This is a genomic window from Streptomyces luteoverticillatus, assembly GCF_003970715.1.
Taxonomy (GTDB): Bacteria; Actinomycetota; Actinomycetes; order Streptomycetales; family Streptomycetaceae; genus Streptomyces; species Streptomyces abikoensis.
The window spans coordinates 3,662,160-3,679,296 of record NZ_CP034587.1 but is presented as its reverse complement, the minus strand read 5'-3'; the positions used below and the strand labels follow the sequence as shown (position 1 = coordinate 3,679,296).

Sequence of the window (17,137 nt, the reverse complement as noted above, 5' to 3'; positions counted from 1 at the left end):
GGACACCCCGACGGGACGCCCCCGTGGGGCACCCCTGACGGGAGTCCTGTGGGAATCCTGATCGGAATACTGCACACCTTATGAGGATTGCCCCGGGCGGCGTCCATAGTTGTCGGAGCGCTCCTCTGCCTGTCACGCGCCGTGGCGGGCGCCCTGGCGCGCATCCCTCGTGAAGGTGAGTTGAGACCTCACCGAGACCTGGACCATTCATGAGGCGTGGATATGCCACAGCCCGATGGCCCACCATGAATGCGCTCAACAGCCTCTGTTTCCATGATCATTGAAGGAAATCGCCAGAGCAGAAACGTGCCTGTCAACAGTCAAATGCGGTGCCCTGCCAAAGGACCAACCGAGCCCTACTATCGGCTCGCCATGACAGCAGCAGGGAAGCACCAGGTGAGCCGGGCCGAGTCATCCCGCCGGGCCAGCCGGCAAGGACGGGCGGGCATCCGGGACGTGGCCGCCGCCGCCGGCGTCTCGATCACGACCGTCTCCGACGCGCTCAACGGCAAGGGCCGGCTCCCGGACGCGACCCGCCGCCATGTCCGCGAAGTCGCCGACCGCCTGGGCTACCGCCCGTCGGCGGCGGCCCGCACCCTCCGTACCGGCAAGTCGGGGCTGATCGGCCTGACCGTGACCACCTACGGGGATGAACCTTTCACCTTCACCGAGTTCGCCTACTTCGCCGAGATGGCCAGAGCGGCCACCTCCGCCGCCCTCGCCCGCGGCTACGCCCTGGTCATCCTCCCCGCCACCTCCCGGCACGACGTGTGGTCCAACGTCGCCCTGGACGGCACGGTCGTGGTGGACCCCTCCGACCACGACCCCGTCGTCTCCGACCTGGTCCGCCAGGGCATCCCCGTGGTCTCCGACGGCCGGCCCGCGGGCTCCCTGCCGGTGACCGCCTGGGTCGACAACGACCACGAGGCGGCCGTGCTCGGCATCCTCGACCACCTGGCCGACGCCGGGGCCCGCCGGATCGGCCTGCTCACCGGCACCACCACGGACACCTACACCCGGCTCTCCACCACCGCCTACCTGCGCTGGTGCGAGCGGGTCGGCCAGGACCCGGTCTACGAGGAGTACCCCGCCCACGACCCGTGCGCGGGCGCCGTCGCCGCCGACCGGCTGCTGGCCCGGCCCGACCGGCCGGACGCCGTCTACGGGCTGTTCGACCCCAACGGCACCGACCTGCTCGCCGCCGCCCGCCGCTACGGCCTGCGCGTCCCGGACGACCTGCTGATCGTCTGCTGCAGCGAGTCCACCGTCTACGCGACCACCGAACCGCCGATCACCACGCTCTCGCTCAAGCCCCGGCGCATCGGCACCGCCGTCGTCCAACTGCTCATCGACGCGATCGAGGGGCTCGACACGGGCCGGCCGGTGGAACAGGTGATACCCACCGAACTGATCGTCCGGACCTCCTCCGAACGGCGCCCGCCGCGCACCACCATCAGCGCGCCCCGCGGCCCCGCCACCCCCTGACCCTCCGCACCCCGCCCGACGCGCGTCAACCGGATGTGGACCCCGTGTCCGGCGCACGGGCAGCGGGTCATCCGCCCCGGGGAGCCGACGGGGGGCCGCCTGACCGGCGCTTACGGCACATTTAACGGCTCATTTGGGGAGAAATGACCGGCGATCCCGGCCTCCCGCCCCGATTCACGGCCCCTGGTGCGTCACAAGGCGCGACGGTCATTCCTATGATGGGCGCACGACACCACGGACCGCCGTCGACCAGGCAAGGTCCACAAGGTGCACGGCGGCGCGATGGTGGAGGGGTCGATGACTCAGGGGGCCGGTCAGGGAGCGGCACGGACCACGGCGGCGATGCCGCCCTTCTCCGGGTACGCCACACCCGCGCCCGGGTACACCCATGCCGCGCCCCCGCCCGTACAGCCCGCCCACGAGTACCCGGAGTACCCCGAGGGCTACACCCCGACCGCCCGTGACCTACCGGTCATCGGCGGGCCCGCCGCGCCCCAGGACGTGCCCACCGTGGAGCTGACCCCGCTCTCCGCCCCGCAGCCGCAGCAGCAGCCCCTGCCCTCCGGGCCCGGCCCGCTGTACGTCGTCGGCGACGTGCACGGCTATCTCGACGAGCTCCACCACGCGCTCTTCGAGCAGGGCCTCATCGACGAGCACGGCCACTGGGCCGCCGGCAACGCCCGCCTGTGGTTCCTCGGCGACTTCACCGACCGGGGCCCGGACGGCGTCGGCGTGATCGACCTGGTCATGCGGCTGTCCGCCGAGGCGGCCGCCGCCGGCGGCTACTGCAAGGCCCTCATGGGCAACCACGAGCTGCTGCTGATCGGCGCCAAGCGGTTCGCCGACACCCCGGTGAACTCGGGCGCCGGCACCGCCTCCTTCCAGGCCGCCTGGCTGCTCAACGGCGGCCAGCGCTCCGACATGGAGCGCCTGGAGGACCACCACCTGCAGTGGATGTCGCGCCTGGACGCGATCGCCGAGGAGGACGGGCACCTGCTCGTCCACTCCGACACGACCGCCTATCTGGAGTACGGCGACTCCATCGAGGCCGTCAACGACGCGATCACCGAAGCCCTCCAGCGGAACGACCCCGACGAATGCTGGGATCTCTTCCGCAAATTCACCAAGCGCTTCGCCTTCCGCGACGAGGAAGCGGGCCCCCTGGCCGTACGCGAGCTGCTGCACACCTACGGCGGCAGCCGTATCGTGCACGGCCACAGCCCCATCCCGTACCTCCTCGGCGAAGTGGGCACCGAGGACGCGGACGGTGACGAGGGCGCGCCCCGCGTGGACGGCCCGCACCTCTACGCCGACGGGCTCGCGCTCGCCATGGACGGCGGCGTCACCATGGCCGGAAAGCTGCTGGTCGTACAACTTCCCCTGGCGGGCTGAGGGTTCAGCGGGGCGGCGCACGGGCAGGTGAGGAGTTCCACCGACGCGGGGTAATTCGGGAAACCGACTGTCACCACGCGCCGGTGCGGCTCTACCATCGGCTTATCCGTAGCAGGCTCTCCTCCGTTTCCGCCCACCGTCGGCACCGGCCGGCAAGAGGGCCCTACGGAGCATCGGGGGATGCACATGAACAGCGCTCCGCACCTGCTGACCGAGGACCGCCCGGAATTCGAGCGAGTTCTCGACCAGGCGTTGCGTACCGCGAACCATGACCCACAGATCAGCGCCCTGGCCGCCGCGATAGGACAGCGCCTCAATACCGAACAGTTGCGCAGTATGGCCCTCAGCGCCATGACGGCCATCTCCGCCTGCGCGATGACGGAATATCAGGACTTCGTCAGGGCGCGGGAGGAGCAGCGCGCCTGGTCGGCCACCGCCAGGCCACCGGCGGGCGAGGACGACGGCCCTACGGGCGCGCCGTCCCCCTCCACCGCGGACGTCCCCGAGGACCAGGGAGCGGGCGCCGGCGCGGTCGTCGTCGTGCTCGCCCCCGTCCTGGCGGGGATCGCCGCCTTCCTCTTCCTGCTCATCGGCTACGTCCTGCGGACGGTCGGGTCGAACGGTGCCGTCGCCGACCCGATCATCAAGATCGGCTGGTGGTTCGGCGGTTTCACCGTCGCCGCGGTGCTCATCGCGAGCTCCGGCATGCTGGTCACGGCCGTGCGCAACGGCAGGCAGGCGGAGGAGACGCCGCGGCACGACGGCCTCCCCGACGGCTACGACCAGCTCTCGCAGGAGACCGAGCGGGCCCGTGAGGCCTGGCGGCAGGCGCTGCTGGACCGGGGCATCCTGCCGTTCCTCCGGGAGTCGCTGGCCAACACCCCGGCGGTACAACGCCGCCCGCCCTCCCCCAGAAACCGCCCCGGCCCCGGCCGCACCCCCCAGCTCGGCTACTCCCGGCCCGGCTTCTCGAGCCCCGACGACGGCCGGTCCTCCCCCACCCGAACGGGCTTCACCAGCCCGGACTACACGGGCCCCGAGTTCGGCGGCCCGGCCCCCCGCCAGGGCCCCCGGAAGGATTGACGACGGTGGTGCGCGACAGGCGTCGCGCACCACCGTGAAAGCGCCCCGGGAGGGCCTGTGCGGCCGGCTCCGCCGGCTACTCGGCGATCGGGAGATACACCCGGTTGCCGGCGGCGGCGAATTCGCGGGACTTCTGCGCCATTCCGGCCTCGGGATCCGCGACGGCATCCCCGCCGAGCTCCCCGCCGTGCTCACGACGAATGTCTTGTGAGATCTTCATCGAACAGAACTTCGGACCGCACATCGAGCAGAAGTGCGCGGTCTTCGCCGGCTCCGCCGGAAGCGTCTCGTCGTGGAAGGCGCGGGCGGTGTCCGGGTCGAGGGCCAGATTGAACTGGTCCTCCCAGCGGAATTCGAAACGCGCGTCGGAGAGCGCGTCGTCCCACTCCTGGGCGCCCGGGTGGCCCTTGGCCAGATCCGCCGCATGTGCCGCGATCTTGTAGGTGATCACACCGGTCTTGACGTCGTCGCGGTCCGGCAGGCCCAGGTGCTCCTTGGGCGTGACGTAGCAGAGCATCGCCGTGCCCCACCAGGCGATCATCGCCGCGCCGATGCCCGAGGTGATGTGGTCGTACGCCGGCGCGACGTCCGTGGTCAGGGGGCCGAGCGTGTAGAACGGGGCCTCCTCGCAGATGTCCTGCTGGAGGTCGATGTTCTCCTTGATCTTGTGCATCGGGACATGGCCCGGGCCCTCGATCATGGTCTGGACGTTGTGCCGCTTGGCGATCCGGTTGAGCTCGCCGAGGGTCTTGAGCTCGGCGAACTGGGCCTCGTCGTTCGCGTCCGCGATCGAACCGGGGCGCAGGCCGTCACCGAGGGAGTAGGTGACGTCGTACGCGGCGAGGATCTCGCAGAGCTCCTCGAAGTTCTCGTAGAGGAACGACTCCTTGTGGTGCGCCAGGCACCACGCGGCCATGATCGAGCCGCCGCGCGAGACGATGCCGGTCTTGCGGCGGGCGGTCAGCGGGACGTAGCGGAGCAGAACGCCGGCGTGGACGGTCATGTAGTCGACGCCCTGTTCGGCCTGTTCGATGACCGTGTCCTTGTAGATCTCCCAGGTCAGCTCCTCCGCCTTGCCGTCGACCTTCTCCAGGGCCTGGTAGAGCGGCACGGTGCCGATGGGCACGGGGGAGTTGCGCAGCACCCACTCACGGGTGGTGTGGATGTTGCGGCCGGTGGAGAGGTCCATGACCGTGTCGGCGCCCCAGCGGGTCGCCCAGGTCATCTTCTCCACCTCCTCCTCGATGGAGGAGGTGACGGCGGAGTTGCCGATGTTGGCGTTCACCTTGACCAGGAACTTCTTACCGATGATCATCGGCTCGATCTCCGGGTGGTTCACGTTCGCCGGGAGGACGGCCCGGCCGGCCGCGATCTCCTCGCGGACCGTCTCGGGGGAGACGTTCTCGCGGAGGGCGACGTACTCCATCTCGGAAGTGATCTCGCCCCGGCGCGCGTACGCCAGCTGGGTCACCGCGGCGCCGTCGCGGCCCCGGCGGGGCTGGCGGGGGCGGCCCGGGAAGACCGCGTCGAGGTTCTTCAGGCCCCCTCGGGGGGACGTGTGCTTGATGCCGTCGTCCTCCGGGCGCATGGGGCGCCCCGCGTACTCCTCGGTGTCGCCGCGGGCGATGATCCAGTTCTCCCGCAGCGGGAGCAGACCGCGCCGGACGTCCGTCTCGACGGCCGGGTCGGTGTACGGGCCGGAGGTGTCGTACAGCCGCACGTCCTGCCCGTTGGTGAGGTGAACCCGCCGCACCGGAACCCTGAGGTCCGGCCGCGAGCCGGTCACGTAGTCCTTGTGCCAGCCGATCTCCCGGCCGGTCGCGGACGTGCGTGCATCCTGCGTGGTCATCAGACCGTGTCTCCCTACGCCGGCATTACCCGGTAACAGGTTCGGCGGTCGACGCAGCGGCTTCCGTACGTGCTCCCGTACGAAGGTCAGCGCCCTCTCAGCCCGGTGCTCCGAGCTCCCGCGATTGCAAAGGTGGCACCACGCTAGCGCCTCCGTCGACCGGAGGGCCAGTGGGGCTTGCGATGATCGGGCGGTGACCCCCACCGAGCCCACACCCCACGCCCCCCACTCGCATGCGCATGCCCAATCGCACGATTCCCCGGGACATTCCCACGGACACTCCCATGGGCATTCCCACAGCCACGGGCCCGCGACGCCCGTCTCGGGACACCTCCGCAAGGTGATCGCGGCGGTACTCGTCCCCTTCACGGTCGCGGTGCTGGCCGGGCTGATAGTCCTCTGGCCGGGCGGCGCGCCGCCGCATCAGCACACCGGTGTCGGCCTCGACCAGCAGTTGCGGTCGGGGCAGGTGACGAAGATCGAGAAGTTCGACTGCCCGAAGTCGGGCGGATTGCCGGGCTCGCCGCAGCAGGGACCCTCGCCCGCCCCGGCGCCCGCGCAGGGAACCTGCGAGAAGGCCACCATCGAGGTGACCGAGGGCCCGGACAAGGGCAGGACCTTCACCGAGATCGTCCAGCCGAGCGCGTCGCGCCGCTACGACGTGAGCCAGAAGGTGGTCCTCGCCTACGCGCCGAAGGCGCCGGAGAATCTGCGCTATTCGGTCACGGATGTGGACCGCGACTTCCCGATGGCCCTGCTCGCGGGGGTGTTCGCGCTCGCGGTCGTGGTCGTCGGCCGGCTGCGCGGCGTCTTCGCGCTGGTGGCCCTGGTGATCAGCTTCGGGGTACTGACGATGTTCATCCTCCCGGCGATCCTCCAGGGCTCGAATCCCCTGCTGGTCGCCGTGATCGGCGGCAGCGCGATCATGTTGATCGCGCTGTACATGTGCCACGGGCTCAACGCGCGCACCTCGGTGGCGGTGCTGGGCACGCTGACGTCCCTGGTGGTCATCGGGCTGCTCGGGTCGGTGTTCATCGACTGGGCCCATCTGACGGGCAACACGGACGACCAGACGGGACTGGTGCACGGCCTCTACCCGCAGATCGAGATCCGGGGCCTGCTGCTCGCCGGCATCATCATCGGCTCGCTGGGTGTGCTCGACGACGTCACGGTCACCCAGACCTCGGCCGTGTGGGAGCTGAAGGAAGCCAACCCGTCGGCCAATTGGCGGAAACTCTATGGTTCCGCGATGCGCATCGGACGGGACCACATCGCCTCCGTCGTGAACACGCTGGTCATGGCGTACGCGGGCGCGTCCCTGCCGCTGCTGCTGCTGTTCTCGATCGCGGACAGCGGCGTGGGCACGGTGGCCACCAGTGAGATCGTCGCGGAGGAGATCGTCCGGACGCTGGTGGGCAGCATCGGCCTGGTGGCCTCGGTGCCGGTGACGACCCTCCTCGCCGCGCTCGTTGTCAGTGCCGACCGGCATGATGGAGGAGGCAAGGGGCGGGCGAGGGCCCGGGGCGGCAGGCGCCGCCGCGCGAAGTAACGGGGAGACGGGGGGGGCTTCCAGTGGTCGGTGAGCTGGGCAGAGTGACGGGGACGGTCGGCCCCGGGCTGGTCGGCGAGGTGATCGTGCGAGTTCGGGGCGGCGCCGAGGCCTTCCTGGCCTACCCCGCCGAGCCGGGCGAGCGCATCGAGCGGGGGACGGTCGTGATGGTCACGGAATATCAACCGCCGCGCACCGTCTATGTGACGTCCGTCTACGCCTGATTCCGGAGTCGTGGGCGGGGTATCAGCGTCTTCACCCGGCTCTGCCGGATCGCACACTTCGTGAACGTACGGCCCGCAGTGGGCCGTAAAGGGGGAGAGACGCATGGTCGTTGGCGTCGTGGCGGGGGCAGTCCTCGCCGCGGTCATCATCCTGGTCGGGCTGTTCAAGCTCATGTGGCGGGTCGCCGAGCCCAACGAGGCCCTGATCATCTCCGGCTCCAAGCACCGTACGGAGGGCTTGGGGGACGGGCTGGGATTCCGGATAGTCACGGGGCGGGGGACGTTCGTGCTGCCGGGGGTACAGGCGGTACGCAAGTTGTCCCTCGACCTCAACGAGGCGGATCTCAACGTGGATTGCGTCACCAAGCAGGGCATTCCACTGAAGGTGCACGGCGTGGTGATCTTCAAGGTGGGTGATGACTTCGTCTCGATCGCCAACGCCGCCCGCCGCTTCCTCGACCAGCAGAAACATATGCCCGAGCGGGTGCACAACGTCTTCGCGGGCCATCTGCGCTCGATCGTCGGCGGGTTGACCGTGGAGGACATGATCCGCGACCGGGAGCGGCTGACGGGTGAGACCCGGGCCGCCTCGGGCACGGAGATGGAGAAGCTGGGCCTGATCATCGACTCCCTCCAGATCCATGAGATCCAGGACCCCACGGGCTACATCCAGAACCTCTCGGCGCCGCACGCCGCCGCCGTGCGGCGGGACGCCCGGATCGCCCAGGCGGAGGCGGACCGGCTGGCCACCGAGGCGGAGCAGCAGGCCGCCGCGCGGATGTCGGAGGCCCAGCGCGACAGCGAGATCCTCCAGGCCGGCTATCAGGCCGAGCGGGACAGCGCTGCCGCGAAGGCGCGACAGGCGGGCCCGCTGGCGGAGGCCGCCGCGCGCCAGGAGGTCGTCGTCCAGGAGACACGGGTCGCGGAGCTGGACGCCATGCGCCGGGAGCAGCAGCTCCAGGCCGATGTGCGCAAGCCCGCGGACGCGTCGGCGTACGAGAAGCGGACGCTCGCGGAGGCCGAGCGCGATGCCCGGATCTCGGCGGCCGAGGCCCAGGCCAAGGAGACGGAGCTCGCCGCGGCGGCCGAGGCGACGCGCGTGAAGGCGGCGGCGGGGGCCGAGGCGGAGGCCACCAGGACGCGCGGTGACGCCGCCGCCGCGGCGACCCGTGCCACCGGTGAGGCCGAGGCCGCCGCCGCGCAGGCCAAGGGTCTGGCGGCGGCCGAAGCGGCCAGGGCCCAGGGGCTCGCCGACGCCGAGGCCCTCAAGGCCCGGGCGGCGGCCCTCGCGGAGAACCAGGACGCGGTGGTCGCGCAGCAACTCGCCGAGAAGTGGCCCGAGATCGTCCAGGCGGGCGCTCAGGCGTTCGGAAACGTGGATCACATGGTGCTGCTGAACGGGGCGGACGGCATGTCCGACCTGTTCGCGAAGGCGCTGACGATGGGAGGTACGGGTCTGGGGCTCGCCCGGCAGCTGCTCGCGGCCATGGGCACGACCGACGGAGCCGGCTCGGGCACGAGCGCGGGCACCGGCACGGGCAGGGGCACGGTGGGGAACGGTGGCCTGGTCGGCGGCGCCGGAACGTCCGGTGGTGCGGGTGGCGCCGGTGGGGCTGTCGGTGGAGCTGTCGGGGTGACGGTCGCTGGTCCGGACGCGCACGGCGGTACGGTCGGCGTGACCGCGGACGCGGCGGCGGACGGCGGCACGGGGCCGCGGGCGCGGGTCCCGGCGTTCGCCCCGCAGGGTCGGGGGGCGGCACCGCGCGCCGAGCGGGTGCCGATCGAGGAGGACGGCGGTACGCCCGTGACGGGCGGCGGCGCACCGGCTCCCGAGGCCGGCTAACCCGCGTTCTGACCCTCGGGGTTGCCGGCGAGGATGCTGTCGAGCGCCGCGGCGAGTTCGTAGTCGAAGTCGGCGACCGTGTGCTCCTCGCCGAGCGGGGCGACGCGGTCGGTGCGGTCGAGGAAGGCCACCAGCGGCGCCGCCCCGGCCCGGAACAGGGCGCCTTCGCCGCCCACTTGCAGCCGGATGAACACGTCCGACAGGTGCTGGGAGGAGGCGGGGGCGATGTGCACATCGCCCTCGCCGGAGGGCTGGCTCAGCCCGTCGAGGAGCAGCTCCCTGGCGAAGGCCCATGTCACGGGCGCGTCGCCGGGGAGGTGGAAGGTGAACTTCACCGCGTACGGGTCGCTGCTGTCGTAGCCCAGCTCCACCGGGATCCGGAAGGACAGCTCCTCGGAGACGAGGAAGGTCATGACCACTTCTGCCTGAACTGTGTCGCGCATCGCCCAATGCCCCGTCTTCGTCGGTTTGGCAGGGATTGAAGCCTGATGGCCCCAATGACGCCATAGTCTGACAAGAACGCCTGGTGGATCACAAGGAGTGATTTTCCAGTTACTCATGGAGACCGAGGGTGAGCATACGAGCTCTCCGACTCTGGAGCGTAGCGACTCGACTACTGCGTGGAGTCGTAACAGGGGATTTGCCACCACGGACCGGCCGAGAACTGGCCAAAGTGGCCCGAGGGCGCACGGATTACCGTAGGGGCGGTGCCCCCGGCGTTCACGTTGACGGAGGAATGTTGACGGGAGAGATAACTCCTCGCCTTCCGCTTCGTTGAGTTGACCAGCGGGCACCGGACGGTGGCGTGGGCGACGCCGCCTGCCCTGTGGGCGCTGCCCGGGCGTCCCCCTCGCCCGGGACGGCCGACTCCTACCAGTCGCTCTTCGACGAGGAGGACGACGTGAACTTCTTGACGACGAAGATCAGGCCGGCGACCAGCGCGACCAGCAGCAGCGCCTTGAAGAGCAGGCTGATGACAAAGCCGAGCAGGCTCATGAGCAGGCTGCCGAACACCACCAGCACGAGAACCGGCACCGCGACCCAGGTCACCCACCAGGGCAGTCCCGCGAATATCCCCTTCTCAGCCATCTCGACTCCCGATCTCCGCATCACGCGTGGATTCACACGCTCTTGTCACGTCATGGCCGCCGCGCGGGCGGGAATGAATGCCCCGCCGTGATTCACCGGCCGTCCGGAGCGGAATACCCCGGCCTGTTCTCGATGCTAGGCCCGGGGAGCGGCCCTACGGGGGCCCGACAGCCCCCGTAGACCCCTGAACGGCCCCCTACGGGATTCCGGGGCGGAGGTCAGCTCTCCGGTGGAGAGAAGACGACGAGGACCCGGAGATCCTCGCTGATGTGGTGGAACTTGTGGGGCGTCCCGGCCGGTACGTACACCACGCTGCCGCGCCCGACGGTGGTGGTCTCCGTGCCCACCGTGATCGACGCCCGGCCGCTCACCACCACATAGACCTCGTCCTGGGCGTGCGGCCCCTGGGGGTCGGAGGCGCCGGCGTCCAGCGCGTACAGCCCCACGGACATGTTCCGCTCCCGCAGGAACTGCAAATACGCGCCGTCGTTCGCGACGCGCTCCTGCTCCAGCTCGTCCAGCCGGAACGCCTTCATCCGCCGTCCACTCCTCGCCGCTCGGCCCGGCCGGGCCGGTCGTGGTCCTCGCGCGCATCCCCGTCGGCCGCGCCCGTCTGCAACGATCTCACCATGAAGAATTTCGTAGTCAAGACGATCGCCAACGCGGCGGCCCTGGCGGTGGCCATCTGGCTGCTCAAGGGCATCACGCTGTCCGGCGAGAACACCGCTCGCAAGGTGGTCACGCTCTTCCTCGTCGCGCTCGTCTTCGGCGCGGTCAACTTCATCGTCAAGCCGGTCGTGAAGCTGCTGTCGTTCCCGCTGTTCATCCTGACCCTGGGCCTGATCACCCTGGTGATCAACGCCCTGATGCTGCTGCTGACCTCCTGGCTGGCGGACAGACTGGACCTGGCCTTCCATGTGGCCGGCTTCTGGTCCGCGCTGGTCGGCGGCGTGATCATCTCGATCGTGGCCTGGGCGATGCACGTCATCCTGCCGGACGAGAACGACTGAACCGCGGGGTCCGACGGCGCCGGGCCCCGCGCCGGCGCCTCGGCCGACCCGTCGGGGCCACGACAGGAGGACGGCTCGAGCCTCCCCCCTCTTGGCTCGAGCCGCCACGGCTCCACGCGCGAAGAACCGCGCGACCCAGGCTAGTTGACTCTGCGTCAGTGTCCAATCACCCTAGCGGCACAGCCCTATCGACTTATTTATAGTTCCTTCACGATCGGTGGCGGCACCATAGGGAGACGACATGGATCTGGCCCTTTTGCGCACATTCGTCATGGTGCACAGGGCCGGCTCCTTCACCCGGGCGGCAGCGCTCCTCGGCCTCTCCCAGCCCGCCGTCACCAGCCAGATCCGGACACTGGAACGCCAGCTGGGCCGACCGCTCTTCCTCCGACAGGCACGCGGCGTCCGCCCCACCGTCATCGGCGACGAACTCGCCCACAAGATCGCCCCGCATGTCGACGCGCTGCTGGAGATCGCCGGGGCCGACCTGGACGACCAGGGGGCCGGCCGCACCCTCCACCTGGCCGGCCCTCCCGAGTTCACCGCCCTGCGCGCCCTGCCCGCGCTCGTCCCCCTGATCAGCCGGGGACTGACCGTACGCGCCGCCCACGGCATGGCCGAGGAACTCTTCGAGGGCCTGTCCGACGGCCACCACGACCTCGCCATCGCCACCTCCCGGCCGCGCGGCCGGCTGCTGGCCGCCACACCGCTCTGCGACGAGGAGCACGTCCTCGTCGCCGCCCCGCGCTGGGCGGCCCGGCTCGGCGGCCCGGCCGTCGTCCGCGACAAGGGCCTCCAGGCCCTGGAGCACCTGCCCGTGGTCGAGGTCCACGAGAGCCTGCCCTTCGTCTCCCGCTACTGGTCGGCCGTCTTCGACTCCAAGCCCCTGGCCGCCGGCACCGTCATCGTCCCCGACCTGCGCGCGGTGCTCTCCTGCGTCGCCGCCGGAGCGGGCATCGGCGTACTGCCGCGCTATCTGTGCGGAGAGGCCCTGGACACCGGCGAGGTCGTGGCGCTCCTGGATCCGCCGGTGCCACCGCTGCGCACCTATTTCCTGGTCGTCAGGGCCGGCACGCTGGCGCATCCCCACCTCGCGCGGGCGCACGAGTGGCTGCTGCGCGCTGCCGTTTCCTGGTGAGAAGGGGTTTCACCCCGGGGCGTGCGCGGCAGATGTCCCCTATGACCGAACGGCCTGTGGTCAAACGCACCGCCCGTGCCATCCTGCTCGACGGCGAACCCGGCTCCGAGACGCTCCGGCTCGTCCTGATCAAACGCACCAAGCCCGGCGAGGCACCGTACTGGATCACCCCCGGCGGCGGGGTCGAGCCCGAGGACAGCACCGTCGTCGCCGCCCTCCACCGCGAGGTGGACGAGGAACTCGGCGCGAAGGTCGTCGATGTGGTCCCGGCCTTCGTCGACACCGTCTCCCACTCCCTCCACCACGCCGCTCACGGCGTGAAGGTGCAGCACTTCTTCGTCTGCCGACTGGCCTCGATGGACCTGTCGCGACGGCACGGCCCCGAGATCGACGAACCGTGCGGGACGTACGAGGTGGTGCGCGTGCCCTTCACCCGGGCGGGCATCGACTCGGTGGAGGTCGTGCCGCCGTCTCTCCGGGTCTTCCTGCGCGCGAACATCGAGGGCGTACGGGCCCTCCTCGCGCCGGACCTGGCCTGACGCTCCTCAGCCCGCCGCCGAGGCCATCAGCTCGTCGATCGAGTCGTGACGGATCCGGTGCGCCGGGATCCCTATGCCGACCAGCGTGTCCACCCCGCTGCGGACCATCCCGGGCGGCCCGGAGAGATAGGCGTCGTAGGCGTTCCACGGGCCGTACTTGCGGACGACCTGTGGCAGTTGCCCGCTCAGGCCGAGCGTGGGTCCGTCGGAGATCACTGGACGCACGGAGAGCCAGCGGTGCGACTTCTGCAGTCGCAGCATGGTGTCGATGTCGTAGAGATCGTCATCATGACGGGCGCCGTAGAAGACCTCGACGGGGCGACTGCGCCCATGCCGGACGACGTCCTCGACCAGTGCCTTGATCGGAGCGATGCCGGTGCCGCCGCCCAGGCACAGCAGTCCGCTGTCGCTGCCGTGGTCGACGGTCATCGAGCCGGCCGGGGGGCCGAGCCGGATGACGTCGCCCGGGCGGGCGCGGTGGACCAGGGCACCCGAGACCCAGCCGGCCGGCACGGCCTTGATGTGGAAGGAGAGCAGGCCGTCCTCGCGCGGGGCGCAGGAGAAGGAGTAGTGCCGCCACACGCGCGGCCACCAGGGCGTCTCCACGCTCGCGTACTGGCCGGCGAGAAAGGGATAGGGCTGGTCGGGCCGTACGGTCACGATGGCGACGTCCGGCGTGCGCGGCTCATGGCCGACGATCTCGGCCTGCCACCAGGGCGGCGAGCTCCGCTCGGCCTCGGCGGCCGCGTCGATCATGATCTGGGAGATGGCGGTGTAGACCCGCACCCACGCGGCCTGCGTGGCGTCGTTCCAGGTCCGGGAGGCGTGGCGGGCGAGCGCGTCGATCAGGCACTCCCCGACGGCGGGGTAGTGGGTGGGGGCGGTGCCGTACTTCCGGTGCCCCCGGCCCAGTTGGGAGAGGTAGGCGGTGAGGATCGCGGTGTCGTCGGCGTGGCGGGCGGCGGTGAGCAGCGCCTTGAACAGCCGGTCGCGCTGGATGTTCATGGCGGCGGGGAAGAGGGCACGCAGCTCCGGCCGGCGGACGAAGAGCAGGGCGTAGAAGTACGAGGTGACCTTGTCGGCGACAGGCTCGATCTCGGCCAGCGTCCGGCGGATCAGCAGGGCGTCGGAGGACGGTGAGCCGCCGGGCGAGGGGGCCTTCCCGCTCCCGGGCAACGTGGGGGGAGCGGGCGGAGCAGCAGGAGCCGGAGGTAAGGCAGGGGCGCGGGGAGGAGCCGGAGGGAGGGGTGGAGCCGGGCGGCTCGTGGGGGGCTCTTCCGCGGGGCGTTCGTGTTCACGCGCGTGCGTGCGGTACGCCAGCGGCTGCCAGCGGTCGCCCAGGGGTGAATGGTGCTCCTGCACCGGGGTCCGGGGACGGACCGCGCCGGACGCCCCCGCGAGCCCCTCCCCCGTGACCGGTAACCCACCCGGCCCGTCCGGCGCCGGTAACTCCTCCGCCTCCGCCGTCCATGGTGCCCCGGCCGGGGTGAACCGGTTCCTCTCGCCTCCCGGTCCGGACGCGCCGCCATGGGTCGGCGGGGTGGTCGGAGCGTTCATGGTTGCCTCGCCTCGAGCGTTTCCCGGCCGGGCCGCGCGCTTCCGCCGAAGAGGGCGGGAAGGTTTCCGCGATTCCCCGCGCTGCTGATGAGTCGCTGTTCCCGTCCACGCAGCATGGCACCCCGGGTCCCCGATTCCGGGTGTCTTCCCTGAACTCCGGGTGCCGGCGAGTCGGTTGAGGCTAGGCTGTTCCGATCCGGTGCGGTGCGGGCCGACCGCGCGCCCGCCCTTCCGGCTCACGGCCCGTGGCGGCTAGAGGCTGCCGCCGGCCAGCGCGTACGCCTCGCGGAGGTCGAGGCCGTCGTACGCGTACGAGGCGATGTCCCGCACGTGGTGATCGGCGTTGACCGCGACCGATACCGGCACCGCGGCGAAGAGCCGGGCGTCCGACATCGAGTCCCCGTAGGCCACGCAGTCGGCGCGGCCCAGCCCGTACCGCTCGCAGAGCTCGTCGGCGATCCGCACCTTCGCCGAGGCGTCGAGGATCCCCGCCGGGTCCACCGGGTCGCGGAACGGCACGGCGGGCCAGCGCGAGCCGTGGGCCGCGTCGGCGCCCCAGTCCAGCAGGCGTTCGACGAAGAAGCCCGGCGACAGGGAGATCACCGCGCAGCGCTCGCCGCCGGCCCGGATGGCGGCCCACACCTCCCGGATACCGACCAGCCAGGGCGCTCCCTCGAAGGCGGCCGTGACCTGCGCTTCCGTCAGCTCGGCCCAGAGCTCCACGGCCAGTTGGGCGAACCGGGACGGCAGCAGCTCCCCCACGGCGAAGGCCCTCTCCAGCTCGCCGATCTCCTTCTCCAGGCCCAGCTGCCGGGATATCTCGACAGCCGCGGCCGAGCCGTGGATGAGCGTTCCGTCCAGGTCGAACAGGTGCAGTCTGGTCATGACCACCGAGCCTAGGCGTTCGAGACCGGGCTCGGGCGTCAGCGGCCGGCCGTCACGCGCTCCGCGTCCGCCGCAGCCGCCACGTCCGCCGCATCCTCCGTGTCGGAGGACACCGGCTTCGTCCCCGAGGCCACGAGCCGCCCGTCCCGGCCCTCGCGCCGCTCCAGCGACGCGGAGAGCAGGGCGAGGAGCAGCGCGGCGGCGGCCATCCCGGCGCCGACCCAGTTGGGCCCGGTGTAGCCGAATCCGGCGGATATCACGAGGCCACCGAGCCAGGCGGCCATCGCGTTGCCCAGGTTGAAGGCGCCGATGTTGACGGCGGAGGCGAGCGTGGGGGCGTCGGCGGTCTGGTCCAGGACGCGCTTCTGGAGCGGCGGCACGGTGGCGAAGCCGAAGGCGCCGATGAGCGGGATGACGACCGCGGTCGCGATCTTGTCGTGGGCGGCGAGGGGCAGCAGGGCGAGCAGGACCGCGAGCCCGCCGAGGGCGGTGAAGAGCATGGGCATCAGCGCGCGGTCCGCGTACTTGCCGCCTATCAGGTTGCCCACCAGCATGCCGAGGCCGAAGAGGACGAGCAGCCAGGTGACGGACGAGGGCGCGTAACCGGCGACGTCGGTGACCAGCGGGGCCAGGTAGGTGCTCATGGTGAAGACGCCGCCGAAGCCGAGGACGGTCATCGCCATGGCGAGCAGCACCTGGGGGTTGCGGAAGGCGGCCGTTTCTCCGCTGAGCCTGGTCCGCTCGGGGCGCGGCTGGTGGGGCACGAGGGCCGCGATGCCCAGGACGGCGAGCACGCCCAGCCCGGCGATGATCAGGAAGGTGACCCGCCAGCCCGCGTTCTGGCCGACGAGGGTGCCCAGGGGCACGCCCACCACGGTCGAGGTGGTGAGCCCGGTGAACATCATCGCTATCGCGCCCGCCTTCTTCCGCGGGGCGACGAGCCCGGCGGCCACGATCGCGCCGATGCCGAAGAACGCGCCGTGCGCGAGCGAGGCGACGATGCGCCCGGCGAGCATGACCCCGAAGACGGGCGCGGCGGCAGAGATCACGTTCCCCGCGACGAACAGGCCCATCAGGGCCATCAGCATCGTCTTGCGCGCGACGCGGCCGCCGACGACGGCGAGGACCGGGGCGCCGACGACGACACCGAGGGCGTAGCCGGTGGTCAGGAGGCCGGCGGTCGGGATCGAGACCCCGAAGTCCGCGGCGATGTCGGGCAGCAGTCCCGAGGTGACGAATTCGGTGGTGCCGATTCCGAAGGCGCCGATGGCGAGCGCCAGCAGGGCGAGGGGCATGGGGGGTCCTTCGTGCGGGATCGAGGCAGGGGAGACCTTCCGGCCAGGTGGTTGTGGCCGACTTCTACCGGCCTCCACAATAATTGCAGACGCATTTACTTGCAAGCGCGGGCTATTGCAGGAGGGAGATACGCTGGTGGTGACCGCACGGCCATGTGCGGACGGCGCGCTCGGACGGCACACCCGGACGTCCCCGAAG

15 protein-coding genes and 1 pseudogene are annotated in these 17,137 nt (G+C 70.9%); 9 read left to right on the top strand and 7 right to left on the bottom strand.

The genetic code is table 11. From position 1 onward, the window contains the following. The first annotated feature begins 372 nt into the window (after window positions 1-372). The 3 genes from EKH77_RS16235 to EKH77_RS16225 all read left to right on the top strand — a co-directional run bounded on the left by EKH77_RS16235 (window position 373) and on the right by EKH77_RS16225 (window position 3,960). Window positions 373-1,485 carry a LacI family DNA-binding transcriptional regulator gene (locus tag EKH77_RS16235; protein WP_126915080.1) on the top strand — a complete coding sequence of 371 codons (1,113 nt, stop codon included), beginning with the start codon at window positions 373-375 and terminating at the stop codon, window positions 1,483-1,485. A 282-nt stretch (window positions 1,486-1,767) separates the two neighbouring features. Next, window positions 1,768-2,877, top strand: a complete 1,110-nt coding sequence (locus tag EKH77_RS16230; protein ID WP_126915079.1) for a metallophosphoesterase — start codon at window positions 1,768-1,770, stop codon at window positions 2,875-2,877. 180 nt (window positions 2,878-3,057) lie between these two features. After that, window positions 3,058-3,960, top strand: coding sequence for a hypothetical protein (locus EKH77_RS16225; protein ID WP_126915078.1), 903 nt, complete (start codon window positions 3,058-3,060; stop codon window positions 3,958-3,960). Between the two features lie 76 nt (window positions 3,961-4,036). Here the strand turns inward: EKH77_RS16225 and thiC are convergent, their stop codons facing one another. Further along, a complete protein-coding gene (thiC, locus tag EKH77_RS16220; RefSeq protein ID WP_126915077.1) occupies window positions 4,037-5,809 on the bottom strand; it encodes a phosphomethylpyrimidine synthase ThiC in 1,773 nt (590 codons plus the stop codon). Between the two features lie 193 nt (window positions 5,810-6,002). Between thiC and EKH77_RS16215 the strand changes: the two genes are divergently transcribed. The 3 genes and pseudogenes from EKH77_RS16215 to EKH77_RS16205 form a co-directional block, all read left to right on the top strand. Beyond that, window positions 6,003-7,358 (top strand): YibE/F family protein, encoded by a 1,356-nt coding sequence (locus EKH77_RS16215; protein ID WP_126915076.1) that lies wholly within the window; start codon window positions 6,003-6,005, stop codon window positions 7,356-7,358. 23 nt (window positions 7,359-7,381) lie between these two features. Continuing rightward, entirely contained in the window at window positions 7,382-7,582 is a 201-nt protein-coding gene (locus EKH77_RS16210) for a hypothetical protein (protein ID WP_126915075.1), read from the top strand. A gap of 103 nt (window positions 7,583-7,685) precedes the next feature. Beyond that, window positions 7,686-9,125, top strand: a pseudogene (locus tag EKH77_RS16205) (SPFH domain-containing protein); the annotation flags it as partial. Window positions 9,126-9,421: 296 nt separating this feature from the next. Here the strand turns inward: EKH77_RS16205 and EKH77_RS16200 are convergent. The 3 genes from EKH77_RS16200 to EKH77_RS16190 form a co-directional block, all read right to left on the bottom strand. Then, on the bottom strand, window positions 9,422-9,868 hold the full coding sequence (locus EKH77_RS16200; RefSeq protein ID WP_126915073.1) for an SsgA family sporulation/cell division regulator: 447 nt from the start codon (window positions 9,866-9,868) through the stop codon (window positions 9,422-9,424). A 427-nt stretch (window positions 9,869-10,295) separates the two neighbouring features. Continuing rightward, window positions 10,296-10,514 (bottom strand): DUF5326 family protein, encoded by a 219-nt coding sequence (locus EKH77_RS16195; RefSeq protein ID WP_126915072.1) that lies wholly within the window; start codon window positions 10,512-10,514, stop codon window positions 10,296-10,298. Window positions 10,515-10,732: 218 nt separating this feature from the next. Continuing rightward, window positions 10,733-11,050, bottom strand: coding sequence for a cupin domain-containing protein (locus EKH77_RS16190; protein WP_126915071.1), 318 nt, complete (start codon window positions 11,048-11,050; stop codon window positions 10,733-10,735). A gap of 93 nt (window positions 11,051-11,143) precedes the next feature. Here EKH77_RS16190 and EKH77_RS16185 point away from each other — a divergent pair, with 93 nt between their 5' ends. The 3 genes from EKH77_RS16185 (at window position 11,144) to EKH77_RS16175 (ending at window position 13,201) form a co-directional block, all read left to right on the top strand. Further along, window positions 11,144-11,524: a phage holin family protein gene (locus EKH77_RS16185; RefSeq protein ID WP_126915070.1), complete on the top strand. Its 381-nt coding sequence runs from the start codon at window positions 11,144-11,146 to the stop codon at window positions 11,522-11,524. Between the two features lie 241 nt (window positions 11,525-11,765). Then, window positions 11,766-12,662 (top strand): LysR family transcriptional regulator, encoded by an 897-nt coding sequence (locus tag EKH77_RS16180; RefSeq protein ID WP_126915069.1) that lies wholly within the window; start codon window positions 11,766-11,768, stop codon window positions 12,660-12,662. 41 nt (window positions 12,663-12,703) lie between these two features. After that, complete coding sequence (locus tag EKH77_RS16175) at window positions 12,704-13,201, top strand: NUDIX hydrolase (protein WP_126915068.1); 498 nt, start codon at window positions 12,704-12,706, stop codon at window positions 13,199-13,201. A gap of 6 nt (window positions 13,202-13,207) precedes the next feature. On the opposite strand, the gene EKH77_RS16170 is transcribed toward EKH77_RS16175, so the two are convergent. The 3 genes from EKH77_RS16170 to EKH77_RS16160 form a co-directional block, all read right to left on the bottom strand. Further along, window positions 13,208-14,377, bottom strand: coding sequence for a globin domain-containing protein (locus tag EKH77_RS16170; protein ID WP_397613779.1), 1,170 nt, complete (start codon window positions 14,375-14,377; stop codon window positions 13,208-13,210). A 633-nt stretch (window positions 14,378-15,010) separates the two neighbouring features. Next, on the bottom strand, window positions 15,011-15,643 hold the full coding sequence (locus EKH77_RS16165; RefSeq protein ID WP_126915066.1) for an HAD family hydrolase: 633 nt from the start codon (window positions 15,641-15,643) through the stop codon (window positions 15,011-15,013). Between the two features lie 38 nt (window positions 15,644-15,681). Further along, the gene (locus EKH77_RS16160) at window positions 15,682-16,938 is read right to left on the bottom strand and encodes an MFS transporter (protein ID WP_126915065.1); all 1,257 of its coding nucleotides are present in this window, start codon (window positions 16,936-16,938) and stop codon (window positions 15,682-15,684) included. Window positions 16,939-17,137: the final 199 nt, after the last annotated feature.

Coding starts and splice junctions, on each gene's coding strand:
- EKH77_RS16235 (WP_126915080.1), top strand. CDS start 373: ATGACAGCAGCAGGGAAGCACCAGGTGAGCCGGGCCGAGTCATCCCGC.
- EKH77_RS16230 (WP_126915079.1), top strand. CDS start 1,768: ATGGTGGAGGGGTCGATGACTCAGGGGGCCGGTCAGGGAGCGGCACGG.
- EKH77_RS16225 (WP_126915078.1), top strand. CDS start 3,058: ATGCACATGAACAGCGCTCCGCACCTGCTGACCGAGGACCGCCCGGAA.
- thiC (WP_126915077.1), bottom strand. CDS start 5,809: ATGACCACGCAGGATGCACGCACGTCCGCGACCGGCCGGGAGATCGGC.
- EKH77_RS16200 (WP_126915073.1), bottom strand. CDS start 9,868: ATGCGCGACACAGTTCAGGCAGAAGTGGTCATGACCTTCCTCGTCTCC.
- EKH77_RS16195 (WP_126915072.1), bottom strand. CDS start 10,514: ATGGCTGAGAAGGGGATATTCGCGGGACTGCCCTGGTGGGTGACCTGG.
- EKH77_RS16190 (WP_126915071.1), bottom strand. CDS start 11,050: ATGAAGGCGTTCCGGCTGGACGAGCTGGAGCAGGAGCGCGTCGCGAAC.
- EKH77_RS16185 (WP_126915070.1), top strand. CDS start 11,144: ATGAAGAATTTCGTAGTCAAGACGATCGCCAACGCGGCGGCCCTGGCG.
- EKH77_RS16180 (WP_126915069.1), top strand. CDS start 11,766: ATGGATCTGGCCCTTTTGCGCACATTCGTCATGGTGCACAGGGCCGGC.
- EKH77_RS16175 (WP_126915068.1), top strand. CDS start 12,704: ATGACCGAACGGCCTGTGGTCAAACGCACCGCCCGTGCCATCCTGCTC.
- EKH77_RS16165 (WP_126915066.1), bottom strand. CDS start 15,643: ATGACCAGACTGCACCTGTTCGACCTGGACGGAACGCTCATCCACGGC.
- EKH77_RS16160 (WP_126915065.1), bottom strand. CDS start 16,938: ATGCCCCTCGCCCTGCTGGCGCTCGCCATCGGCGCCTTCGGAATCGGC.